General features: G+C 75.1%; 19 protein-coding genes. 10 read left to right on the top strand and 9 right to left on the bottom strand.

The features are described 5' to 3' along the window. Window positions 1–5: 5 nt before the first annotated feature. Both GSF02_RS06870 and GSF02_RS06865 read right to left on the bottom strand, forming a co-directional pair. Window positions 6–470, bottom strand: a complete 465-nt coding sequence (locus tag GSF02_RS06870; protein WP_159794088.1) for a SufE family protein — start codon at window positions 468–470, stop codon at window positions 6–8. 41 nt (window positions 471–511) lie between these two features. Then, complete coding sequence (locus tag GSF02_RS06865; RefSeq protein WP_159794086.1) at window positions 512–1,429, bottom strand: sulfurtransferase; 918 nt, start codon at window positions 1,427–1,429, stop codon at window positions 512–514. Window positions 1,430–1,715: 286 nt separating this feature from the next. On the opposite strand from GSF02_RS06865, the gene GSF02_RS06860 reads away from it, so the two are divergent. From GSF02_RS06860 to GSF02_RS06850, 3 genes are all read left to right on the top strand, one after another. Next, the gene (locus GSF02_RS06860) at window positions 1,716–3,020 is read left to right on the top strand and encodes a sigma-54-dependent transcriptional regulator family protein (RefSeq protein ID WP_159794084.1); all 1,305 of its coding nucleotides are present in this window, start codon (window positions 1,716–1,718) and stop codon (window positions 3,018–3,020) included. A gap of 183 nt (window positions 3,021–3,203) precedes the next feature. Next, on the top strand, window positions 3,204–4,727 hold the full coding sequence (gene adh / locus GSF02_RS06855) for an aldehyde dehydrogenase (protein ID WP_159794082.1): 1,524 nt from the start codon (window positions 3,204–3,206) through the stop codon (window positions 4,725–4,727). 159 nt (window positions 4,728–4,886) lie between these two features. After that, a complete protein-coding gene (locus GSF02_RS06850; protein WP_159794080.1) occupies window positions 4,887–5,300 on the top strand; it encodes a DUF779 domain-containing protein in 414 nt (137 codons plus the stop codon). Between the two features lie 32 nt (window positions 5,301–5,332). Here the strand turns inward: GSF02_RS06850 and GSF02_RS06845 are convergent, their stop codons facing one another. From GSF02_RS06845 to GSF02_RS06830, 4 genes are read right to left on the bottom strand one after another with little or no spacing between them, the layout of a single operon-like run. Then, window positions 5,333–6,130 (bottom strand): anti-sigma factor, encoded by a 798-nt coding sequence (locus tag GSF02_RS06845; protein ID WP_159794078.1) that lies wholly within the window; start codon window positions 6,128–6,130, stop codon window positions 5,333–5,335. Beyond that, window positions 6,117–6,758 carry an RNA polymerase sigma factor gene (locus GSF02_RS06840; RefSeq protein WP_328799002.1) on the bottom strand — a complete coding sequence of 214 codons (642 nt, stop codon included), beginning with the start codon at window positions 6,756–6,758 and terminating at the stop codon, window positions 6,117–6,119. Before GSF02_RS06840 ends, GSF02_RS06845 begins: the two co-directional genes overlap by 14 nt. After that, a complete protein-coding gene (locus tag GSF02_RS06835) occupies window positions 6,755–7,471 on the bottom strand; it encodes a class F sortase (RefSeq protein WP_201308820.1) in 717 nt (238 codons plus the stop codon). The genes GSF02_RS06840 and GSF02_RS06835 overlap by 4 nt, the downstream gene beginning before the upstream one ends. Continuing rightward, window positions 7,468–8,358 (bottom strand): DUF4397 domain-containing protein, encoded by an 891-nt coding sequence (locus tag GSF02_RS06830; RefSeq protein WP_159794076.1) that lies wholly within the window; start codon window positions 8,356–8,358, stop codon window positions 7,468–7,470. Before GSF02_RS06830 ends, GSF02_RS06835 begins: the two co-directional genes overlap by 4 nt. A gap of 244 nt (window positions 8,359–8,602) precedes the next feature. Here GSF02_RS06830 and GSF02_RS06825 point away from each other — a divergent pair, with 244 nt between their 5' ends. Further along, window positions 8,603–9,565, top strand: a complete 963-nt coding sequence (locus GSF02_RS06825; protein ID WP_235915417.1) for an ATP-binding cassette domain-containing protein — start codon at window positions 8,603–8,605, stop codon at window positions 9,563–9,565. After that, window positions 9,562–10,389 (top strand): ABC transporter permease, encoded by an 828-nt coding sequence (locus tag GSF02_RS06820; RefSeq protein WP_159794074.1) that lies wholly within the window; start codon window positions 9,562–9,564, stop codon window positions 10,387–10,389. Before GSF02_RS06825 ends, GSF02_RS06820 begins: the two co-directional genes overlap by 4 nt. A 28-nt stretch (window positions 10,390–10,417) precedes the next feature. Here the strand turns inward: GSF02_RS06820 and GSF02_RS06815 are convergent, their stop codons facing one another. After that, complete coding sequence (locus tag GSF02_RS06815; RefSeq protein WP_235915416.1) at window positions 10,418–11,638, bottom strand: ROK family protein; 1,221 nt, start codon at window positions 11,636–11,638, stop codon at window positions 10,418–10,420. Window positions 11,639–11,746: 108 nt separating this feature from the next. On the opposite strand from GSF02_RS06815, the gene GSF02_RS06810 reads away from it, so the two are divergent. From GSF02_RS06810 to GSF02_RS06790, 5 genes are all read left to right on the top strand, one after another. Then, window positions 11,747–12,994 (top strand): ABC transporter substrate-binding protein, encoded by a 1,248-nt coding sequence (locus GSF02_RS06810; protein ID WP_159794162.1) that lies wholly within the window; start codon window positions 11,747–11,749, stop codon window positions 12,992–12,994. 23 nt (window positions 12,995–13,017) lie between these two features. Then, window positions 13,018–13,938 (top strand): carbohydrate ABC transporter permease, encoded by a 921-nt coding sequence (locus GSF02_RS06805; protein ID WP_159794072.1) that lies wholly within the window; start codon window positions 13,018–13,020, stop codon window positions 13,936–13,938. Next, window positions 13,938–14,837 carry a carbohydrate ABC transporter permease gene (locus tag GSF02_RS06800; RefSeq protein ID WP_159794070.1) on the top strand — a complete coding sequence of 300 codons (900 nt, stop codon included), beginning with the start codon at window positions 13,938–13,940 and terminating at the stop codon, window positions 14,835–14,837. The genes GSF02_RS06805 and GSF02_RS06800 overlap by 1 nt, the downstream gene beginning before the upstream one ends. Window positions 14,838–14,882: 45 nt before the next feature. Continuing rightward, window positions 14,883–16,538 carry a glycoside hydrolase family 13 protein gene (locus tag GSF02_RS06795; protein WP_159794068.1) on the top strand — a complete coding sequence of 552 codons (1,656 nt, stop codon included), beginning with the start codon at window positions 14,883–14,885 and terminating at the stop codon, window positions 16,536–16,538. A gap of 212 nt (window positions 16,539–16,750) precedes the next feature. Beyond that, window positions 16,751–19,840 (top strand): esterase-like activity of phytase family protein, encoded by a 3,090-nt coding sequence (locus GSF02_RS06790; RefSeq protein WP_159794066.1) that lies wholly within the window; start codon window positions 16,751–16,753, stop codon window positions 19,838–19,840. Between the two features lie 53 nt (window positions 19,841–19,893). On the opposite strand, the gene GSF02_RS06785 is transcribed toward GSF02_RS06790, so the two are convergent. Then, the gene (locus GSF02_RS06785; protein ID WP_159794064.1) at window positions 19,894–20,322 is read right to left on the bottom strand and encodes a hypothetical protein; all 429 of its coding nucleotides are present in this window, start codon (window positions 20,320–20,322) and stop codon (window positions 19,894–19,896) included. Between the two features lie 192 nt (window positions 20,323–20,514). Then, complete coding sequence (gene aceB, locus GSF02_RS06780) at window positions 20,515–22,227, bottom strand: malate synthase A (RefSeq protein ID WP_159794062.1); 1,713 nt, start codon at window positions 22,225–22,227, stop codon at window positions 20,515–20,517. Window positions 22,228–22,280: the final 53 nt, after the last annotated feature.

The raw sequence follows: 22,280 nt of genomic DNA, 5'->3' as shown, positions 1-22,280 counted from the left end.
GTGGCTCAGGCCGCGGCGAGCTGCTCGCGCACCTGCCGCTTGGCGCGCGTGAGCATGCCCGCCATGCCGTTGAGGCGCAGCAGGCTCACCGCGTTGGTCAGGCCCAGCATGAGCGGGAAGTCCTCCGGGACGTCGAGCACCTGCTGCGCCGTCAGACCCGTCAGGCCCTGGGCGAGGATCGAGGCGAAGCCGCGCGTCGTCGGCGCCTCGGCCGGGGCGGTGGCGTGGAAGTGCACCACGCCGTCGCCGTCGACCTCCGCGAAGGCGAACACGGGGGACTGGCACTCGTGCACCCGCTCGAGCTTCTCCGGCGCGTCGGCGTATCGCGCCGGCAGGGCGGGCAGCTCGCCGGCGAACTCCAGCAGCAGCTGCAGCCGGTCGCGCTCGCCGAGGGCGAGGAAGTCCTCGCGGATCTCCGCGAGCTGCTCGGGCAGCCGGGCGGCCGCGGTGGTGGTCTCGGTGGTGCTCATGGTCTCCAGTCTCTCGCGGTGTGGCCGAGGCGGGCGCCGGCTCAGGCGGCCGGCGCCTCGCCCGGCTGGGTGCCCGTGGCGATCGGCACGCGCACCGCGTTGCCCCACTCGGTCCACGACCCGTCGTAGTTGCGCACGTTCTCCAGGCCCAGCAGGAAGTGCAGCGCGAACCAGGTGTGGCTCGAGCGCTCGCCGATGCGGCAGTAGGTGACGACGGCGTCGTCGGCAGTGATGCCCAGGCCGCCGTCGGCCGGCGAGCCCTGGTAGATCGCCTCCAGCTCCGCCCGCGGCTTGTACGTGCCGTCCTCGGCGACCGCCGTCGCCCACGGGACGTGGCGCGCGGTGGGGATGTGCCCGCCGCGCAGCACGCCCTCCTCGGGGTAGTCCGGGATGGCGATGCGCTCCCCGGTGTACTCCGGGTTCGAGCGGATGTCCACGAGCGGACCGCGGCCGAGGTGCGCGAGCACGTCCTCCTTGAAGGCCCGGTACGTGCGGTCGTCGCGCTCGACGACCGGGTACTCGGCGACCTCGCGCGTCGTGGGGGTCGTCACGAGCGGGCGGCCCTCGGCGGCCCACAGGTTGCGGCCGCCGTCGAGCAGCCGCACGTCCTCGTGGCCGAACAGCGTGAACACCCATGCGGTGTACGCGGCCCACCAGTTGTTCTTGTCGCCGTAGAGCACCACGGTGGTGTCCCGGCCGATGCCCTTGGCGCTCATGAGGGCGGCGAAGCCCGCGCCGTCGAGGTAGTCGCGCTCGACCGGGTGCTGCAGCTCGGTGTGCCAGTCCACCTTGACCGCGCCGGGGATGTGGCCCGTCTCGTACAGCAGCACGTCCTCGTCCGACTCGACGACCACCAGGCCCGGGTCGTCGAGGTGCTCGGCGAGCCACGCCGTGGTCACCAGGCGCTCCGGGTGGGCGTACTCGGCGAGCCGCGGCGACGGGTCGAGCGGTGCGGGCATGTGTCCTCCTTGGTGGTCCTTCACGTCTCCGGCGTCTGTCCGGTTCCCTCTCACCGAACCACACCGAGGGCGGCGGGCTTCCCGCCTGCGAGGACATCTCAGCATGCAGGACCGGCGTGATCGTCAGGGAGGATGCTGCGCGTCCCTGCGCGGCCGTCCACCCGGCGCGCCGCGCGGCGCGTGCCGGGTGCGGCCGTGTGCGGGCGTGGCGCTCGTGTGACGCCGGTCACCGGTGAGCGCATACACTGGCGACCGACGGCCCCGGACGACGACGTCGGGAGGCAGCATGGCGCTCGCGGGCAGGCACCGCGGCATCCCCGGGCAGGACGAGGTGCATCCCGGCCCGCGCGACGACGCGCCGGCGGTGCAGCGCGACCCCCGCTGGGTGCGCGCCGCCCACGAGCGGTTCCTGGCGACCGGCGAGCTCGCCGCGGGCGTGGATCCCGTGGTGGCGGCCTCCTGGCGCCGCAGCCTCGTCTCCGGCGTCGACCCCGACGACCCCGACCCGCTGCTCACCCTGCCCGCCGGCGACCTCGAGGCCTACCGCGCGGCGCACCCGCTCGCCGCGGCGATGCCGCTGGTGCGCTCCATGCTGGTGGAGGCGGCGATCGACGACGGCCTGGTCGTGGCCGTGTCCGACGACGTCGGGCGGCTCATGTGGGTCGAGGGCGCCGGGCGCACCCGCGCGGCCGTGGACCGGGTCGGGTTCGTCGAGGGCGCCGTGTGGCGCGAGGAGCGGGTCGGCACCAACGCGCCCGGCACGGCGCTGGCCACCCGCCGCCCGGTGCGGGTGATCGGCGCCGAGCACTACTCGCGCGCGGTGCAGGGGCTCAGCTGCGCGGCCGCGCCGATCCGCGACCTGCGCGACGGGTCGCTGCTCGGCGTGCTGGACGTGACCGGCGGCCGGGCCGCCGGGTCCCGGGTGGTGCTGTCGCTCGTGCGGGCCACGGTGGCCGGCGTGGAGCGGGAGCTGGCGCGGCGCACCCCCGCCGGGCCGCGCGCCGTGGGCGGGCCCGGCGTCGAGCTGGCGGTGCTCGGCCCCCGGCCCGTGCTGCGCGGTCCCGGCGGCGAGCGCCCGCTGTCGCTGCGGCACGCGGAGATCCTCGTGCTGCTCGCCGCCCACCCGCGCGGGCTCACCGCCGACGAGCTCGCCGTCCTGCTGCACCCCGGCGACCTCACCGACGTCAGCGTGCGCGCCGAGGTGTCGCGGCTGCGCCGCGTCACCGGGCCGCTGCTCGCCCAGTCGCGGCCCTACCGGCTGGCCGTGGTCCCGCGGACCGACGCGGACGTCGTGCGCGACGCGCTCGCCGTCGGCGACGTCGCCGGCGCGCTCGCCGCGTACGCCGGCCCGCTGCTGCAGCGGTCGGCAGCGCCCGGCGTCGAGCGGCTGCGCGCGGAGCTCGCCGCCGAGCTGCGCGCCGCCGTCCTCGCCGCCCACGACGAGCAGGTGCTGGAGGCGTGGGTGGCCACCGACGACGGCGCCGACGACCACGCGGCGTGGAGCCGGCTGCACGACCTCGCGCAGCCCGGCAGCCCGCTCGCCCTGCGGGCCCGGGCCCACCTCGACGTGCTCGACCGCCTGCTGCGCTGAGCCCCTGGGTGCAGCTGAGGCCCCTGGGCGCAGCTGAGGCCCCTGGGTGCAACGGGGTTGCAACGTGCCGCTCCGTACGGTGACCGCAACCGGCGCGACGGCGCCCAGGGCTCTGCCCCTCGCGGGGAGCGGGCGCCGCCGGCCGGCCGGACACCGAGTGCAGACTGCAAGGAGGCAGGCAGCATGACCGTCTACGCAGCTCCCGGCCAGCCCGGGGCGATCGCGCAGTACAAGCCGCGCTACGACCACTGGATCGGCGGGGAGTACGTGCCGCCGGCGGGCGGGGAGTACTTCGAGAACCCGACGCCGATCACCGGCCAGACCTTCACCGAGGTGGCGCGCGGCACCGCCGACGACATCGAGCGGGCCCTGGACGCCGCGCACGGCGCGGCCCGCGCCTGGGGGCGCACGTCGCCCACCGAGCGGGCGAACATCCTCAACAAGATCGCCGACCGCATGGAGGCGCACCTCGAGGAGATCGCCGTCGCGGAGTGCTGGGAGAACGGCAAGCCGGTGCGCGAGACGCTGGCCGCCGACATCCCGCTGGCGATCGACCACTTCCGCTACTTCGCCGGCGCCATCCGCGCCCAGGAGGGGTCGATCAGCGAGATCGACGAGAACACCATCGCCTACCACTTCCACGAGCCGCTCGGCGTCGTGGGGCAGATCATCCCGTGGAACTTCCCGATCCTCATGGCCACGTGGAAGCTCGCCCCGGCGCTCGCGGCCGGCAACACCGTGGTGCTCAAGCCGGCCGAGCAGACACCGGCGTCGATCCTGTTCCTCATGGACCTCATCGGCGACCTGCTGCCGCCGGGCGTGGTCAACGTCGTCAACGGGTTCGGCGTCGAGGCGGGCAAGCCGCTGGCGTCCTCGCCGCGCATCCGCAAGATCGCGTTCACCGGCGAGACCACCACGGGCCGGCTGATCATGCAGTACGCCAGCCAGAACATCATCCCGGTGACGCTCGAGCTGGGCGGCAAGAGCCCGAACATCTTCTTCGAGGACGTCGCCGCCACCCGCGACGACTTCTACGACAAGGCGCTCGAGGGCTTCACGATGTTCGCGCTGAACCAGGGGGAGGTGTGCACCTGTCCGTCCCGGGCGCTGATCCAGTCGTCGATCTACGACGAGTTCCTCGGCGACGCGCTGGAGCGCACCAAGGCGGTGCAGCAGGGCAACCCGCTGGACACCGACACGATGATCGGCGCGCAGGCCTCCAACGACCAGCTGGAGAAGATCCTGTCGTACATCGACATCGGCAAGGCCGAGGGCGCCAAGGTGCTCACCGGCGGCGAGCGGGCCGACCTGGGCGGCGAGCTGTCCGGCGGGTACTACGTGACGCCCACGGTGTTCGAGGGCAAGAACTCGATGCGCATCTTCCAGGAGGAGATCTTCGGGCCGGTCGTGGCCGTCACCGAGTTCTCCGACTTCGACGACGCCATCAAGACCGCCAACGACACCCTGTACGGGCTGGGCGCCGGCGTCTGGTCGCGCAGCATCGAGACGGCCTACCGGGCCGGCCGGGAGATCGAGGCCGGGCGCGTGTGGACGAACAACTACCACGCCTACCCGGCCGCCGCCGCGTTCGGCGGGTACAAGGGCTCGGGCGTCGGGCGCGAGAACCACAAGATGATGCTCGACCACTACCAGCAGACCAAGAACCTGCTGGTGAGCTACTCGCCGCAGAAGCTCGGCTTCTTCTGACGGACGCTGACCGCTATCGGAGCGGTGCTACCAGACCGGTGCTACCAGACCGGTGCTACCAGACCGGTGCTACCAGACCGGTTCCGGGTCCCTGGCGGTCCGAGATAGAACCCTCTGTCTCGGACCGCCAGGGACCCGCACCGGTGGGGAGGAGGGATCGTGACCGAACCGACGACGGCGCCGGCGCGGGTGGCGGTGACCGACGACGCCGCGGCGCTGCTGGCGAGGCTGCGCCGGCGCCACGGCGAGCTGATGTTCCACCAGTCCGGCGGCTGCTGCGACGGCTCCAGCCCGATGTGCTACCCGCAGGGCGACTTCCTGACCTCGGACGCCGACGTGCACCTGGGCGACCTGGCGATCGGGGCGGACGGCGGGGCCGATGGCGGGGCGTTCACCGTGCCGGTGTGGATGAGCCGGTCGCAGTTCGAGTACTGGAAGCACACCCACCTGACCATCGACGTGGTGCCCGGCCGCGGGGCCGGGTTCAGCGTCGAGGCGCCCGAGGGCGTGCGGTTCCTCATCCGCTCGCGGCTGCTGACCGACGACGAGTGGGGCGCGCTGCGCGAGGCGTGACGTCGGCCGGTGGCGCCGGCCCCGACCCCGGGTCAGGCGCCGAGCGTGCCGCGCACCACCGAGTCGCCCGAGTGCGCAGGGTTGCCGTCCATCGGCTCCTCGGAGACGTCCACCACCGGGTACGTCGCGAGGTTCAGGCCCGCCGGGACGTCGAACCGGCCCTCGGACCCCTCGAGCACGCCCAGGCTGACCAGCCCGCTGACGTCGGGGGTGAGCAGCCAGACCTCGCGGAACGTCCCGGCGGGGGCCGGGGCGTCGAGCGTAACCACGACCTGGCGCCGGCCGTCGGGGGCCTCCTCGAGCCGCGCCACGCCGCGGGCACCGGTCCAGCCGGGCAGCGCCTCGAGGTCGGTGGTCGCCACGACGGTCTCGGGCGGCTCCGCCTCGCGCCGCTCCCACCAGACGCCGCCGGCCACCCCGGCGACCAGCGCCAGGCAGGCTGCGGCGGCACCCAGCCAGGTGCGGGCCCGACGGCTCCGGGGGAGCGGCACGACGTCGGCCGGGGGCGCTCCCGCCGCTCCGGCCGCTCCGGCCGCTCCGGCCGCTCCGGCCGCTCCGGCCGCTCCGGCCGCGGCGTCCGGCCCGGCCCCGGCGAGGTCGACCGGCACCTCCGCGAGCCCGAGCTCGGCGTGGACCCGGCGCCAGACCCGCGGGTCCGGCGCGACGAGCTCGTCGGGTGCCGGGCCGGACCGGGCCAGCGCGGTCACGCGGGCGAGGTCGGCGGCCGCGGCGGCGCAGGTGGGGCAGCCGGCCAGGTGGGCGCGCGCGCCGTCGTCGAGCACGTCCTCGCCGAGCGCCAGGAGCGCCAGCGTGTCGTCATCGATGTGCACCGTCCACCTCCAACCGTGCTCTGAGCCGGGCCAGGCTCCGTCGCACGTGGCTCTTGACCGTACCGAGCGGCAGGTCCAGCTCCTCGGCGATCTGCACGTGCGTCAGGTCGCGGAAGAACGCCAGCTCCAGGATCGTCCGGCCGGGGTCGCCGAGCCGCTGCAGCTCGTCGGCCAGCACCAGGCGGTCGGCGACCAGGCGCACCTCGTCCTGCGTCGCGGCCGGCTCCGCCGCCGGGTCCGCGGCGGCCTGCTCCGAGCGGCGGTGGCGCGACCGCGCCTCGTGCGCGTCCGCGACGGCGTGCCGCGCGATGCCGAGGATCCAGGCGGGCAGCCGCGCCCGGCCGGGGTCGAAGCGCCGCCGGCCGCGCCATGCCGCGACGAAGACCTGCTGGGTCACGTCCTCGGCGTCGGAGCGGTTGCCGAGCGAGCGCAGGGCGAGCGTGTGCACGAGCGTCGCCCACCGTCGGTAGGCCTCCGCGAGCGCCGCCTCGTCCCCGTCCACGAACCGGCGGCCGAGATCGGCGACCTCGGCGTCGTCGACGGCGGCGTCGGTGGCAGTCAGGGCGGGTCCTTCCTGCTGGCGGCCGCCGAGGGGGCGGCCCGCTATGAGCCGATCGTAGGCAGTCACGGCGCGCCGGCACGCCGGGCGGTGACGAGCACGTTGTCGCTGTACGACCGCCGATCCCGGTCCCAGGTGCCGCCGCAGGTCACGAGCAGGAGCCTCGGCTCGCCGGCGCGGTCGAAGACGGCGCCGAGCGGGACGTCCGGCTTGGGCACGGACTCGACGGCGGTCACCGTGTAGGCGTGTCGCGCGCCGCCCGCGTCCGTGACCACGACCCGGGCCCCGGCGGCGAGGTCGCGCAGCCGCGCGAACGGCCCGGGCCCGGCGTCGTCGTCCACGTGGGCGGCGATCACCGTCGCCCCCGCCGGGCTCGTCGGCCCGGGGCCGTACCGGTACCACCCGGCGGTCCGGGCGTCGTCGGGCAGCGCCAGCGCGCCCCGGGCGTCGACGCCCGCGGGGACCACGGGGACGTCGAGCCCGGCGGACGCGACGGCGACCCGCACCGGCGCCGGCGGCGCCGGCGCGGGCCTGTCCCGCGCGGGACGGACGGGGACGGGGAGCGACGCTGCTGCACCCGACGTCGCACCGTCCGTCCCGCCGGGCTCCCCGCCCGGCGAGGACCACCGGGCGGGGGCGCCCGCCGCCGGAGCCCGGTCTCCGGCGGCGGGCACGTCGGCGGCAGGAGGGGGGCCGCCGACGAGGAGGGCGAGGCTCGCGGCCAGGCCGACGGCGATGCCGGCGGACAGGGGCGCGAGCCCCGCGGGACGGGCAGGTCTCATCCGCGACGGTCCTCGTCGTGGCGCACCGGCACCGCCTGCGGCGTGCGCCGCCCGCGCGCGGCGAGCAGGCCCGCGACGATCAGGCCCACCCCGAGGACCCCGACGGCGGCGGCGGTCGCGACGGTCGCCGCGGTGCTGCCGGCGGAGGGCCCGGCCGCGGCGCCCGACAGGCCGGCCGCGACGCCGGACGGCGCGGAGTGCCGGCCCTCGACGGTCTGCGTGGCCAGGGCGAGGTTGCCGCCGTCGAGGCTGCCCCACGCGTACACGATCGTGTTCACGCCGTCGGCGACCGTGACGTCCGTGGGGCCCAGCACCGGGTCGGTGGTGCCGGCCGCGGCGACCGACGCCGAGACCGTGCCGGCCGGCAGGTCGAGGACCTGCTCGTCGGGGTTCTCCAGGCCGCTGACCACGGCCTTGCCGCCCGCCAGGACGTCGACGGCGGGCGCCGCCGCGACGTGCCGGACCGTCAGCCGGCCCTGCCCGGCAGCGGTCGGCTCGATCGAGTTCGTGAACAGGGTCGCGGTCGGCTTGCCGCCGGCGTCGAGGTGCGCGACGGCGGTGTAGCTCCCGCCGGCCTCGAGCGGCAGGTCGACCGGGCCGATCACCGGCTTGCTGGTGTCGGTCGCGTCCGGAGCCGTGATCACGACGCTGTAGCTGCCCGCGGCAAGCTCCAGCGGGCCGGCGAGGTCGCCGGGCTGGAAGTCGTCGAGCGTGAGCTTGTCGTCCACCCACACGTCGACGGGCGTGTCGGGGACCCCGTGCAGCACGGAGAGGGACGCGTCGTCCGAGGTGTCGGCGGAGGCGGCGGTCGGGACCGCCAGCGCGCCGAGGGCGACGAGCCCGGTGGCGCCGGCGAGCGCGGCGCTACGTCGTGCGGTGCTTCTCATGCTGTCCTCCAGGCGTCGGACGGGGCCTGCGCCGGTCGCGCGGACCGCTGACACCTGTACTTCGCCGCGGACGGGCGCGCGGATGCACCGGCGGTGAGTTCTTCGTCCCGGGCGGGTCTTCCCCTGGGAGCGACGGACCGCCGACACTGGCCGTGGACGGACCGGCGCTCCGGGCGGTGCGTCCGGTGACGCGACCGCGACGCAGCGGGCCGGCGGGGCGTCCCGCCGGCGGTCGGGAGGACACGTGGCGCAGCCCGCGATCACCGCGCACGCCATCGAGAAGCGGTTCGGCGGCAACCTCGCCGTGGCCGGGGTCAACCTCGAGGTCGCCGAGCGGGAGGTGTACGGGTTCCTCGGCCCGAACGGGGCGGGGAAGTCGACGCTGACGCGCGTGCTGTGCACGCTGCTGGCCCCGACCTCCGGCAGCGCCACCGTGGCCGGGTACGACGTGCTGGCCGAGCCCACCGCCGTGCGCCTGCGGATCGGCGTCGCCCTGCAGGAGGCGGCCCTGGACGACAAGCAGACCGGCGAGGAGATGCTGCGGCTGCAGGGCCGCTTCTACGGGATGGACAGGCGCCGCACGGCGGCGCGCGTGGCCGAGCTGCGCGAGCTGATCGACATCGGCGACGCGCTGGGCGAGCGGGTCGGCACCTACTCCGGAGGCATGAAGCGGCGCCTGGACCTGGCGCTGGCGCTCGTGCACGACCCGCAGGTGCTGTTCCTCGACGAGCCGACGACCGGCCTGGACCCGGTCAGCCGCGCGAGCGTGTGGGCCGAGGTGCGCCGGCTCAACCGCGAGCTCGGCGTGACGGTGTTCCTCACGACCCAGTACCTGGAGGAGGCCGACGAGCTGGCCGGGCGGGTCGGGATCATCAACCACGGGGCGATCGTCGCCGAGGGCACGCCGGCCGACCTCATGCGCACGATCGGCACCGACCTCGTCGTGGTCGACGTCGACGGCGACCTCGACCGGGCGCGGTCCACGCTGGGCGGCGTGCCGGGCGTGCTCGACGTCGGGGTGGACGGGCGCAGCCTCGTGGCGTCCGTCGACGACGGCGCGAAGGCGATCAGCCCGCTGGCCCTCGCGCTCGCGCACGACGGCGTGGAGGTCCGCGAGCTCGCCCTGCGGCGCCCGACGCTCGACGACGTGTTCTTCAGCGTCACCGGCCAGCGCATCGCCGAGGAGGACGGGACGGTCGCGCGATGACCGCGGGCGCGGTGTCCTCGCCGCTGCCGGGCGCGTCCCCGCGCGCCGACACCGCCGGGCGGCCGGCGGGCTTCTGGCGCGACCTGACGTCGGTGGCGATCCGCGCGCTGCGGCAGATCCCGCGCGAGCCGGAGGCCATCTACCCCGCGCTGGTGATCCCGCTGTTCTTCTTCGCCGTCAACGTCGGCACGCTGTCCGACGTCGCCTCGTTCGCCGGGGTGAGCGACTTCAAGGCGTTCCAGATCCCGGTCGCCATCGTCTTCGCCGTCACCGGGGTCTCACGCGCCAGCGCCCTGGTCGTGGACATCACCGGGGGCTACTTCGACCGGCTGCTCGTGACGCCGATGCACCGCACCGCGCTGCTGCTCGGGCTGATGCTGGCCGACCTGGCGCTGGTGATCGCGCTGTCCGTCCCCGTGGTGCTGCTCGGCTACGTGCTGGGGGTGCGGTTCGCCACGGGCGTGGCCGGGGTGCTCGTGTTCCTGCTGCTGGCCGGGCTGTGGGGGCTGGCGTTCACCGGGTTCCCGTACGCGATCGCCCTGCGCACCGGCAGCCCGGCCGCCGTGAACTCGAGCTTCCTGCTGTTCTTCCCGTTCGCGTTCCTCACCACCACGTTCCTGCCGCTGGACGCGCTGAGCGGCTGGCTCGCCACCGCCGCGCGGTTCAACCCCGTGACGTACCTGCTGGCGGCGCTGCGCGCGCTGATCATGGACGGCTGGGCGCTCACGCCGCTGCTCCAGGGGCTCGCGGCGATCGCGGGCGTGGGCCTGGTGAGCTTCGTGCTGGCGTTCCGGTCCCTGCGCTCGCGCACGTCGCGGCGGTGAGCCCCGGGCGTGGGGCGCGGCCGCGCGGTCAGTGCGCCGGCGCGTGGCCGCGGCCGGCCACGTCGAACCCGAGCGGGTCGGCCCGGACCAGCTCGAGGGCCCGGTGGACGGCGCCGACGCCGACGGCGTCCGCGCCCAGGCGGGACGCCACGACCACCGGCAGGGGAGGGTGCGCGTAGCGCTCGAGCCGGGCGGTGACGGCCGCGGTCAGCGGGCCCAGCGCCGTCGCGATCGCGCCGGCGACCACGACGAGCTCGAGGTCGAGCAGCGTCGCGATCGCGGCGCACACGCGGGCGAGGCGGTCGGTCAGCGCCTCGACCACCTCGACGGCCACCGGGTCGTGCGCGGCGGCGGCGCGGAACAGCTCCTGCACGCCGTCCTCGCCCAGGAGCGGGCTGTCGGCCGCCAGGCGCCCCGCGTCCGCCGCCTGGCGCAGCAGCTCCCGCGCGACCGGGCCGAGGCCGAGGCTCGACCCGACCCCCTCCACGAGCTCGAGCATGCGCAGCTCGCCGGCGCCTCCGGCGCGGCCGCGCAGCAGGTGGCCGTCCACCATGAGGCCGGCCCCGAGCCGCTCGCCCGCGAGCAGCGCCGCGAACGCCGTGCTGCCCGCGCCCGCCCCGACCGCACCCTCGGCCACGGCCGCCAGGTTCGCGTCGTTCTCGACCAGCACCGTGCGGCCGGGCCGGCTGAGCACCGACCGCAGGTCCGGGTTCATCCGGGCCCAGTAGCCGTCCTCGCCGGGCGGCGAGGCGCCGTGCCGGTCGGTCGGCGCCGGGACGCCGACGACGGCGGCGAGGACGTCGTCCTCGTGCGCGCCGGCCTCGGTGAGGGCCAGGTGCACGGCGCGCCCGACGCCGTCGCGGCGGATCTGCGGGTCGAGGTTGTCCCGGGGGAGGCGGGCGACGCCGTGCGCGAGCACCTGCGCGCGCAGGTCGGCGACCACCGCGGTGATCCGGTTCTGGCCGGCGTCGAGGCCGAGCAGCAGGCCGGCCGTGGGCCGGAACGCGTAGCGCCGGGCGGGACGTCCCTTGCTGTACTCCCCGGCGGCGCGCGCGTCGGCCAGCTCGCTGAGCCACCCCAGGTCGGCGAGGTGGTCGCACAGGGCCAGCGCCGTGGACCGCGTCAGGCCGGTGGCCGCCATCGCGTCGTTGGCCGTGAACGGCCTGGCGTCCCACACCGCCCGCAGCAGGGCCGCGGCGTTGGCGCGCCGGACCAGGTGCGGCGAGTTGAGGACGACGTGGGCGGTCACCCCTTGACCTTAGCGGGCGCCGGGGTACATGATCGAGACGGTAAATCTTCTGCCTATATTTAGTGGGAGAACGACGACGTGCCACCCACCCTGACGACGACGTCGGGCATGACCCGCCGCATGTTCCTGCGTGCCGCCACCCTCACGGGCGCGGGGCTCGCCCTCGGGGCGTGCGCCACGCCCGGCGGCGGCACCGCCACCCTGACGTTCCACCAGTCCAAGCCCGAGGTCATCGGCTACTTCGGGGAGCTGCTGGCCGCGTACCAGCAGGAGCACCCCGGCCTGCGGGTGCGCCACGACTCGACGTCGAACCTGTCGGCGGGGTTCGTCCGCAGCTCCCCGCCGGACGTCGGCTGCCTCAACTACAACTTCGAGGTCGCCCGCTTCGTCGAGCGGGGGGTGCTCAGCGACCTCTCCGACCTTCCCGAGGCAGACCGGGTCAACCCCGCCCTGCACCCCCTCGTCGAGCTGACGGCCAGCTTCGCCGGGCGCACCAGCGTGCTGCCGTACTCGCTGATGGCCGCGGCGGTGCTCTACAACCGGGAGATCTTCGACGCCCACGGCCTCACGCCGCCGACCACCTGGACCGAGATGGTCGAGGTGTGCGAGACGCTCGCGGCCGCCGGCGTCACGCCCGTCTACGGCACCTACCGGGACACGTGGACGATCGGGCAGGGCCTGTTCGACTACTGCGTCGGCGGCATGGTGGACGTGGACGCCTTCTTCCGGCAGCTGCGCCGGCAGGGCGCCGACGTCGGTCCCGACTCGCCCGTGTCGTTCCAGAAGGACTTCCGCGAACCGGTCGAGCGGATGCTCGCCCTCGCCCGCTACAGCAACCCGGACGCCGCCAGCCGCGGGTACGGCGACGGCAACCTCGCGTTCGCGCGGGGCGAGGCCGCGATGTACCTCCAGGGGCCCTGGGCGCTGACCGAGATCGCGAAGACGGACCCCGACCTGCCGATCGGTGCCTTCCCCCTGCCGGTGACCGACGACCCCGGCGACCGGAAGGTGCGGGTCAACATCGACCTCGCGCTGTGGATCCCGGAGGCGTCGCCCCGGCAGGAGGAGGCCCGGGCCCTGGTGCAGCACCTCATGCGGCCCGACGTCATCGACGCCTACAACGAGTTCGCGAACGGGTTCGGGACCACCACCGACGCCCCCGACGTCGCGCACCCCACCCTGCGCGACCTGCAGGCCTACTACGACGACGCCGCGTTCTACCTCGGGGCGTCCCAGCTGGTGCCGCAGGCGATCCCCATCCACAACTACGCCCAGGCGCTGGTCACCGGCTCGGACCCCGACGACGTGCTGCGCACGCTCGACGCGGACTGGGCGCGGCTCGCCTTCCGCTCCTGACCGTCGACCGAACGAGGACCGACATGGCCATCCCCGCACCCCTGCCGGGCCGCAGCGCGGCGGCCCGCACCGGCGCCGCACCGACGCGCCGCCGGACCGAGACCACCTACTACCTGTTCCTGGTGCCAGCCCTCGCGCTGTTCACGCTCGCCATCACGCTGCCGGCCGTGATGGGCATCGTCCTGAGCTTCACCGATTCGGTGGGGTTCGGCGAGCACGAGTTCATCGGGCTGACCAACTACGTCGCCCTGTTCTCCGACCCGGCGATCCTCGCGTCCTACGGGTTCACCGCCGGCTTCGCGCTGGTCACGGTGATCGTGGTGAACGTCGTCGCCTTCGGGCTCGCCGTGGGCCTCACCGGGCGGATCCGGGCCAAGGTGGCGATGCGCACGATCTTCGTGCTGCCCATGGTGGTCTCGGGCATCATCATCGCCTACGTCTTCAACTTCCTGTTCTCCAACTCGCTGCCCCGCCTGGCGTCCGCCGTCGGGTTCGCGCCGCTGGAGCAGAGCATCCTTGCGAACCCCGACCTGGCCTGGGTCGCCGTCGTCGTCGTGACGGCGTGGCAGGCGATCCCCTCGGCGATGCTCATCTACATCGCCGGGATCCTCGCCATCCCGGGAGAGGTGTACGAGGCCGCGAGCATCGACGGCGCCTCGCCGGGGCGGCAGCTGCGCAGCATCACGCTGCCGCTGGTCGCCGGGTACGTGCTGATCAACCTGGTGATCGGCTTCAAGAACTTCCTGAACGCCTACGACATCATCGTGGGCCTCACCAACGGGGGTCCCGGCACCGCCACCCGGAGCGTCGCGATGACGATCTTCTCCGGCTTCACGGGCGGCGACTACGCCTACCAGATGGCGAACGCGACCCTGTTCTTCCTCGTCGCGCTGGCGCTCGCGCTGCTCCAGCTGCGGCTCACGCGCGGAAAGGTCTCGGTCTGATGAGCCTCGCCCCCGTCACCGTCGTGCCCGCCGACCGGCGCGACGCGCCGACCACCGGCACGCCCCGCCGGCCGGACCGCCGGTCGCGCGCCAACGTCCCGCTCACCGTCGTGCTGGCGCTGTGCACGCTCACCGTGCTGGTGCCCCTGTACGTGACGGTCTCCATGGCCTTCAAGACCACGAGCCAGTCGGTGGACGGCAACGCGTTCTCGCTGCCCTCGCCGCCGAGCGGCAGCGGGGTGGTCGAGGCGTGGCTGCTCACGAGCTTCCCCCGCGGGTTCGCGGTCTCGGTGCTCGTGACCGTCCTGACCGTCGTGGGCACGATCGTGCTCAGCTCGCTCGCGGCGTACGCGATCTCGCGGAACTGGGACCGCCGGTTCTTCCGCTGGTCGTTCTTCTACCTCCTCGGCGCCATGTTCCTGCCGTTCCCGGTGCTCGCCCTGTCCCAGGTCAAGCTGACGGGGATGGTGGGCCTGGACAACCCGTTCGGCGTGGCCGTGCTGCACGTGATGTTCCAGCTGTCGTTCAGCACGCTGCTGTACACGGCGTTCCTGCGCTCGCTGCCCGAGGAGCTGGAGGAGAGCGCCCGCCTGGACGGCGCCACGACGTGGCAGGTGTTCACCCGCCTCGTCTTCCCGCTGCTGGCGCCCATGAGCGCCACGGTCGGCATCTTCGCCTTCCTCGCCTCGTGGAACGACTTCATGATGCCGTCGCTGATCACGTCGGCGCCGGAGCTGCAGACGCTGCCGGTGCTGCAGAGCATCTTCCAGACCCAGTTCAGCAACAACTACAACGTCGCGTTCGCGTCCTACCTGATGTCCATGGCGCCCGCGATCGTCGTCTACCTCTTCACCCAGCGATGGGTGATGGCCGGCGTCACACAGGGCGCCATCAAGTAACCGCTCCGGCACTCGTCGTACCGACCGAAAGCGAGCCTGCACCGCATGTCCGACGCTCTCACCCTCCCCGCCCGCACCCTCACGAACGACGCCTCGTGGTGGCGCCAGGCGGTCGTCTACCAGGTCTACCCGCGCGCCTTCGCCGACTCCGACGGCGACGGCGTCGGCGACCTGCCCGGCATCACGAGCCGGGTGCCCTACCTCCGGGAGCTCGGGGTGGACGCCGTGTGGCTCAGCCCGTTCTACCCGTCGGCGCTGGCCGACGGCGGCTACGACGTCGACGACTACCGCGACGTCGACCCCCGCCTCGGCACCCTCGCCGACTTCGACGAGATGGTGGCGGCGCTGCACGCGGCGGGCATCCGGATCGTCGTCGACATCGTGCCGAACCACACCTCCGACCGGCACGCGTGGTTCCGGGAGGCGCTCGCCTCGCCCCGCGGGTCGGCGGCCCGGGCGCGGTACGTCTTCCGCGACGGACGCGGGCCCGACGGGGCCGAGCCGCCCGCCGACTGGGAGTCGGTCTTCGGCGGCCCGGCGTGGGAGCCGGTCGGTGACGGCCAGTGGTACCTGCACCACTTCGCCCCGGAGCAGCCCGACCTGAACTGGTCCAACCCCGAGGTCCGCGAGGACTTCCTGACCACGCTGCGGTTCTGGTCCGACCGCGGGGTGGACGGCTTCCGGGTCGACGTCGCCCACGGCCTGGCCAAGGACCTTCCCGACCCGCTGCCCAGCGCCGCGGAGCTCGAGGCGATGCCGAAGGACGGGACGCACCCGCTGTGGGACCGCGACGACGTCCACGAGATCTACGCCGAGTGGCGCGAGGTGTTCGACAGCTACGACCCGCCCCGCACCGCGGTGGCGGAGGCCTGGGTGGCCGCCGACCGCCGCGCGCGCTACGCCAGCCCGGCGGGCCTGGGCCAGGCGTTCAACTTCGACCTGCTCGAGGCCGACTTCGACGCACGCCAGTTCCGCGACGTCATCACCTTCAACCTCGGGCTGGCGGACGTCTCGGGCTCGTCGACGACCTGGGTGTTCTCCAACCACGACGTCGTGCGCCACGCCACGCGCTACGGCCTGCCGCCGCGCGGGGCCGGCACCGAGAAGCACGGGAAGCAGTGGCTGCTCGACGGCGGCCCGGAGGACCAGCTCGACCGCGAGCTCGGGCTGCGCCGGGCGCGCGCGGCGACGCTGCTCCAGCTGGCCCTGCCCGGCTCGTCGTACATCTACCAGGGCGAGGAGCTCGGCCTGCACGAGGTGGCCGACATCCCGGACGACGCGCGGCAGGACCCGACGTACTTCCGCAGCGCCGGGGCCGAGGTGGGCCGCGACGGCTGCCGCGTGCCGCTGCCGTGGGACACCGACGGTGCCTCGCTCGGCTTCGGCGGCCCCGCCCAGCTCCCGCAGCCCGCGTGGTTCCGCCGGCACGCCGTCTCGGTGCAGGAGGCCGACGCCGGCTCCACGCTCAACCTCTACCGGCGCGCCCTGCGGCTGCGGGCCGAGCTCCAGTGCGACGAGGCCCTCGAGTGGCTCGAGGCGGGCGACCCGGACGTGCTGGCGTTCCGACGCCCGAACGGCTGGACCTCGGTCACGAACTTCGGGGAGGCGCCGGTGGAGCTGCCCGCGGGGGAGGTGCTCCTGGCGAGCGCGCCCCTCGACGGGAAGCTGCCCGGCGCGACGACGGTCTGGCTGCGCGGCTGACCCGGTGACCCGCTGACCCGGCGCGCCGCCCCCTCCGCGGGGCGGCGCGCCGTCGCCCGGCTGCGGCCGTCGCGCCCGTGCCCGCCGGTGCCTGCCCGCCGGAGCGGGCGGGCGCACTGTTCACCAGCCGGTCACGCGCCCGTCGGCTCCGGGACGTCGCGGCGCCACCGGCCGGCACGACCCTCTCCCTCGGCTCACGTCGAAGGAGAGACATGTCACCGACCTCAGCGCGCCCGGCAGCCCGCCGCGCGCCCCTCACCGCGCTCGTCGCCACCGGCGTCGCGCTCACCGCGTGCGTCGGGGCGCTGTCGCCCGTCGCCGCCTCGGCCGGGACGGGCGCCGCCTCGGCCGGGACGGGCGCCGCCACGGCCGGCACAGCGGCGGCCGGCACCTGGGTCTCGCCCGCCCCGGCGGAGACGTTCCACCGCCTGGCCACCTACCCCGTCTACCAGAACCGGCCCGCCGGCGACGCCGTCGGCGACGAGACCGTCGCCGAGATCTCCGCGGTGAGCGAGGACGGCCGGACCGTCGTGTCCACCGACGCCGCGGCGCGCCGCATCGGCTTCGTCGACATCAGCGACCCGAGCGCGCCGAAGGGCCTGGGCACGCTGAGCCTCGCCGAGCTCGGCTCCGAGCACGACGAGCCGACGTCGGTGGCGATCGTCGGCCGGTACGTCCTGGTCGTCGTCGACACGTCCGCGAGCTTCACCGAGCCCAGCGGCCGCCTCGACGTCGTGGACCTGGCCACGCGCCAGCGGGTGCGCTCGCTCGACCTCGGCGGCCAGCCCGACTCGATCGCCGTGACGCCGGACGGTGCGCACGCCGTCGTCGCCATCGAGAACCAGCGCGACGAGGAGGCGACGCCCGAGGGCGGCGAGGAGGGCGACCTGCCGCAGCTGCCCGCCGGCTTCCTGCAGATCCTCGACCTGCCCGGCGACGACCCCGCCGCCTGGTCGACGCGCGCGGTGTCGTTCGTCGACGGCGCCGGCGCGCCGCTGCCCGTGGTCGCGGCGGCCGGTCTCGACACGCCGCAGGACCCGGAGCCGGAGTACGTCGCGGTGAACCCGGCCGGCGACAAGGTGGCCGTGACGCTGCAGGAGAACAACGGCGTCGCCGTCGTGGACATCGCCTCCGGGACGGTCGAGACGGTGTTCTCGGCCGGCGCCGTCGCGGTCTCCGGCATCGACACCGAGGACGACGGCGTGATCGACCAGACCGGGTCGATCCCGGCGACGCCGCGCGAGCCCGACGCGATCGGCTGGCTCGACGACGACCACGTCGCCACCGCCAACGAGGGTGACTGGAAGGGCGGCACGCGCGGCTGGTCGGTGTTCGACGCCGCGACGGGCGAGGTCGTCTGGGACGCGGGCGCCGAGCTCGAACGGCTCGCGGTGCGCGTCGGCCTGCACACGGAGGACCGCGCGGGCAAGAAGGGCGTCGAGCCCGAGGGGCTGACCGTCGCGACGCTCGGCGGCGTGCGGTACGCGTTCGTCGGCTCCGAGCGGTCCAACTTCGTGGCGGTGTACGACGTCACCGACCCCGCCACGCCGCGCTTCGTGCAGGTGCTCGCCACGACCAACGGCCCGGAGGGCCTCCTCGCGGTCCCGGAGCGCGACCTCCTGGTGGTCTCCAGCGAGACCGACGACGCCGAGGCGGGCGTCCGGGCGAGCGTCTCGGTCTTCGGCCGCGGCGAGCGCTGGGCCGACGCCGCGGGCACGCCGCAGTTCCCGAGCGTGGTCTCCGCGGACGCCACCGAGGGCCCGGCTACGGGGACGCCCATCGGCTGGGGCGCGCTCGGCGCGCTGAGCGCCGACCCGGCCGACCCCGCGCGGCTGTGGACGGCGACCGACGCCGCCTTCGCGGTGACGCAGCTGCTCTCGCTCGACGTCAGCGGGTACGGCGAGGGGACCCCGGCGGTGATCGACCGCTCCGTGACGCTGACCGAGGACGGCGAGCCGGTCGGCCTCGACGTCGAAGGCGTCGCCGCCCGCGCCGCAGGGGGCTTCTGGCTCGGCGTGGAGGGCGCGAGCGGCGAGGCGAACGCCGTCGTGCGCGTCGACGCCGCCGGCGCGGTGCAGCAGCGCGTCGCGCTGCCCGCCGCCGTCGCCGCCGGCCTCGGCAAGCAGGGCATCGAGGGCGTCGCAGCCCACGGCACCGGCGACGCCGAGCAGGTGTGGGTGGCGCTCCAGCGGGGCCTGGCCACCGACGAGGGCGGCGCCGCGGGGACCGCGCGGCTGGGGCGCTACGACGTCACGAGCGGCACCTGGGACTGGTTCGCCTACCCGCTCGAGACGACGTCGACCGACGGCGACTGGATCGGCCTGAGCGAGCTGACGGTCGTCGACGACGACACGCTCGCCGTGATCGAGCGGGACAAGCTCAACGGGCCGGCCGCCGCGATCAAGCGCGTCTACACGGTCGACGTGCCGCAGGTCGCGGTCGGCGCCGCGTCGATCACCCCGGTGACGGTGACCAAGACGCTCGCGCACGACGTCCTGCCGGACCTGCGCGCGACGAACGGCTGGACGCAGGAGAAGCTCGAGGGTCTGACGATCGGCGGGGATGGCACCGTCTGGGCGATCACCGACAACGACGGGCTGTCGGACGCCACCGGCGAGACCGTGCTGCTGCGCCTCGGCGCAGCGACGGACGTGTTCCCCGAGGCCGGCGAGCCCGGTCCGCAGCAGCCGGGCGGCCCGCAGCAGCCCGGCGGCCCCGAGCAGCCCGGCGGCCCCGAGCAGCCTGGCGGGCCCGAGCAGCCTGGCGGCCCGGAGGCGCCGGGCGTCCCTGCCGGGGCCGGTGAGCAGCCGCCGTCGTCCCCGCTGCACACGATCACCGCCGAGGACCTCACGGACGCCAACCACGGCGGCGTGACGCTCTCTCCGCCGACCGTGCGGGCCGGGCAGACCGTGGCCGTCACGGCGGATGGCTTCGCGCCGGGCGAGTGGGTCGCGGCGACGCTGTTCTCCACGCCCGTCGACCTCGGCACGTACCGCGCCGACGCGTCGGGCGCGCTCACCGCGACGGTGACGGTCCCGGCTGAGGTCGCGGCGGGCGAGCACCGGTTCGCGCTCGTCGGCCAGGTGGACGGCCGCGTGCTGTGGACCGAGCTGGTGGTGCTCGCCGCGGACGGGGCGGGCGCCGGGGGCGAGGCCGCGGCCGGCGCCGGTCCGGGTTCCCTGGCCCAGACGGGCGTGCAGGTGGGTGCCCTCGTGGTGGTGGCGCTCGTGCTGCTCGGCGGCGGGACGGCGGTCGTCGTCGCGCGGCGCCGGCTGCGCGGCCTGCCGGGGCTGCCCGGCTGACGTGGCTGCACCGACACCCACACCCAGGCGACAACGGACCGGCGCTGCCCGCGTCACTCGGCGTCGTCGAGGGTGAGCGGGCGCACCTGTCCGCCCGCGGCGACGAAGAAGCCGCGCACCCGGAACCCGCGCTCGCGGGCCTGGGCCCGCAGCATCGCGTTCCAGGCCCGGTCGCTCTCGGTGAGGGCCGCGCCGCCGGGCCGCTCCAGCACGGCGACCACGCTGCCGCCGGGCAGGTGCTCGGCCACGACGCCGGCGGCGAGCCGGCCGAACCGGGCGGAGCGCTCGTCGTCGGGCACGTCGGGGATGCCGTGCAGCGGCAGCAGCACGCCGGGCACACGGTCGTCCGCGTCGAGCCACGTCAGCAGCAGGCAGCGGCGGCGAGGTCGGGCGTCGCCGGCCAGGAAGGCGGCGAGCTCGAGCAGCTGGTCGTCGTCCTCGACGAGGTCGCCGGGGAGCAGGGGGGCGCCGAAGGTGTCCATGGCTCGACGCTGCCCGCCGCGCTCGGCGCCCGGTCGGCCCGTCCACAGGCCCGGCCCCTGGGGGCACCGCCCGCGGCCCGCCCGCTCGGGAGGGCGCCCGGTTCTTTGGGCGAGCGGACGCGCCGGTGCCCCGGCGGCCGGGCCGGCCGCCGGGGCACCCGCCGCGCGGCGGGCGGAGGGATCACGCCGCGATCAGTCGGCGAGGTACCGCCCGTAGGCGACCGTGGTGAGGAACGGCGGGAAGTCCTCGCCCAGCGCCACCTCGCGGAACACCGCGGCCGCGTCGTCGTACCGGTCGCCGGCGAACCGTTCGAGGCCCGCGAGCACCTCGGCGAGCACCGTCTCGACGCGCTCGCGGGTCACCTCGCCGTGCTCGGTGCGGGTGCCGGTCGCGACCCACTGCCACACCTGCGACCGGGAGATCTCCGCCGTGGCGGCGTCCTCCATGAGGCTGTCCAGCGCGGCGGCGCCGGTCCCGCGCAGCCACGAGGCGATGTACCGCACGCCCACCGAGACGTTCGCGCGCAGGCCGCACTCGGTGATCGTGGCGCCCTCGCGCCGGGCCGAGGCGACGTCGAGCAGCTGCGCCTGGCCCACCTGGACGTCGTCGCGCCGCCGGTCGAGCTGGTGCGGGCGGTCGCCGAGCACGGCGTCGAGCTCGGCCCGGGCGGTGGCGATGAGGTCGGGGTGGGCGACCCACGTGCCGTCGAACCCGTCGCCGGCCTCGCGCCGCTTGTCCTCGGCAACCTTCGCCAGGGCCCGCGCCGTGACGTCCGGACGGCGCCGGTCGGGGATGAACGCGCTCATCCCGCCGATCGCGTGCGCCCCGCGGCGGTGGCAGGTGGCCACGAGCAGCTCGGTGTAGGCCTGCATGAACGGCGCGGTCATCGTCACCTGGTTGCGGTCGGGCAGCACGTAGGAGGTGCCACGGGTGCGCAGGCACTTGATCACCGAGAACAGGTAGTCCCAGCGGCCGGCGTTGAGCCCGGCGCAGTGCTCGCGCAGCTCGTAGAGGATCTCCTCCATCTCGAACGCCGCAGGCAGCGTCTCGATGAGCACGGTGGCGCGGATGGTGCCGCGGGGCAGGCCCAGGGCGTCCTGCGCGGCCTCGAAGACCTGGTTCCACAGCCGCGCCTCGCGGTAGCCCTCGAGCTTCGGCAGGTAGAAGTACGGCCCGCGGCCGCGGGCGACCAGCTCGGCGGCGTTGTGGAACAGGTACAGGCCGAAGTCCACCAGGGCGCCCGACGCCGCGGTGATCGACCCGTCGGTGTGCCGCACCCGCAGGTGCGCCTCGGGCAGGTGCCAGCCGCGCGGGCGGAACACGATGGTCGGCAGGTCGGTCAGCTCTCGCGAGCGCAGCGCGTACCGCTTGCCGGCGTCGGTGGTGAGCTCGAGCTCGCCGCGGATCGCGTCGCGCAGCGCGAGCTGCCCGCCGACGACGTTCTCCCACGTCGGGGCGGAGGCGTCCTCGGCGTCGGCGAGCCAGACCCGGGCGTCCGAGTTCAGCGCGTTGATCGTCATCTTGGGGTCGGTGGGGCCGGTGATCTCCACGCGGCGGTCCTCCAGGCCGGGTGCGCCGGCGGAGCCGGCCACCCGCCAGGACGGGTCGTCGCGGACCGGGCGGGTGGCGGGCAGGAAGTCCGGGTCCTCGCCGTCGGCGATCGCCCGGACCCGCTGAGCGCGGGCGGCGAGCAGCTCGGCCTGGGCGTCGGCGAACCGCTCGTGCAGCAGGGCGAGGAAGTCCAGCGCCGCGGGCGTGAGGATCTCGGCGTCGCGGTCGGTGGCGCGGCGGGTCGGCGCGATCGTCGTGCCTGACGGCGTCCGGCCGACGGGCGGCGTCAGGCCGGGGGCGGTGCCCGGCGCGGTGCCGGGCGTCGGGCGGGGGCGGGTCGTCAGCGTGGTCATGGGGTCCTCCGGGGAAAGGTCTGTCTCGGCGGAGAGCTCTCTATCTCGGCGCG

It is taken from the genome of Puerhibacterium puerhi, from assembly GCF_009846865.1.
Lineage (GTDB): Bacteria > Actinomycetota > Actinomycetes > Actinomycetales > Cellulomonadaceae > Puerhibacterium > Puerhibacterium puerhi.
This window is presented reverse-complemented; position numbering and strand designations above follow the sequence as displayed.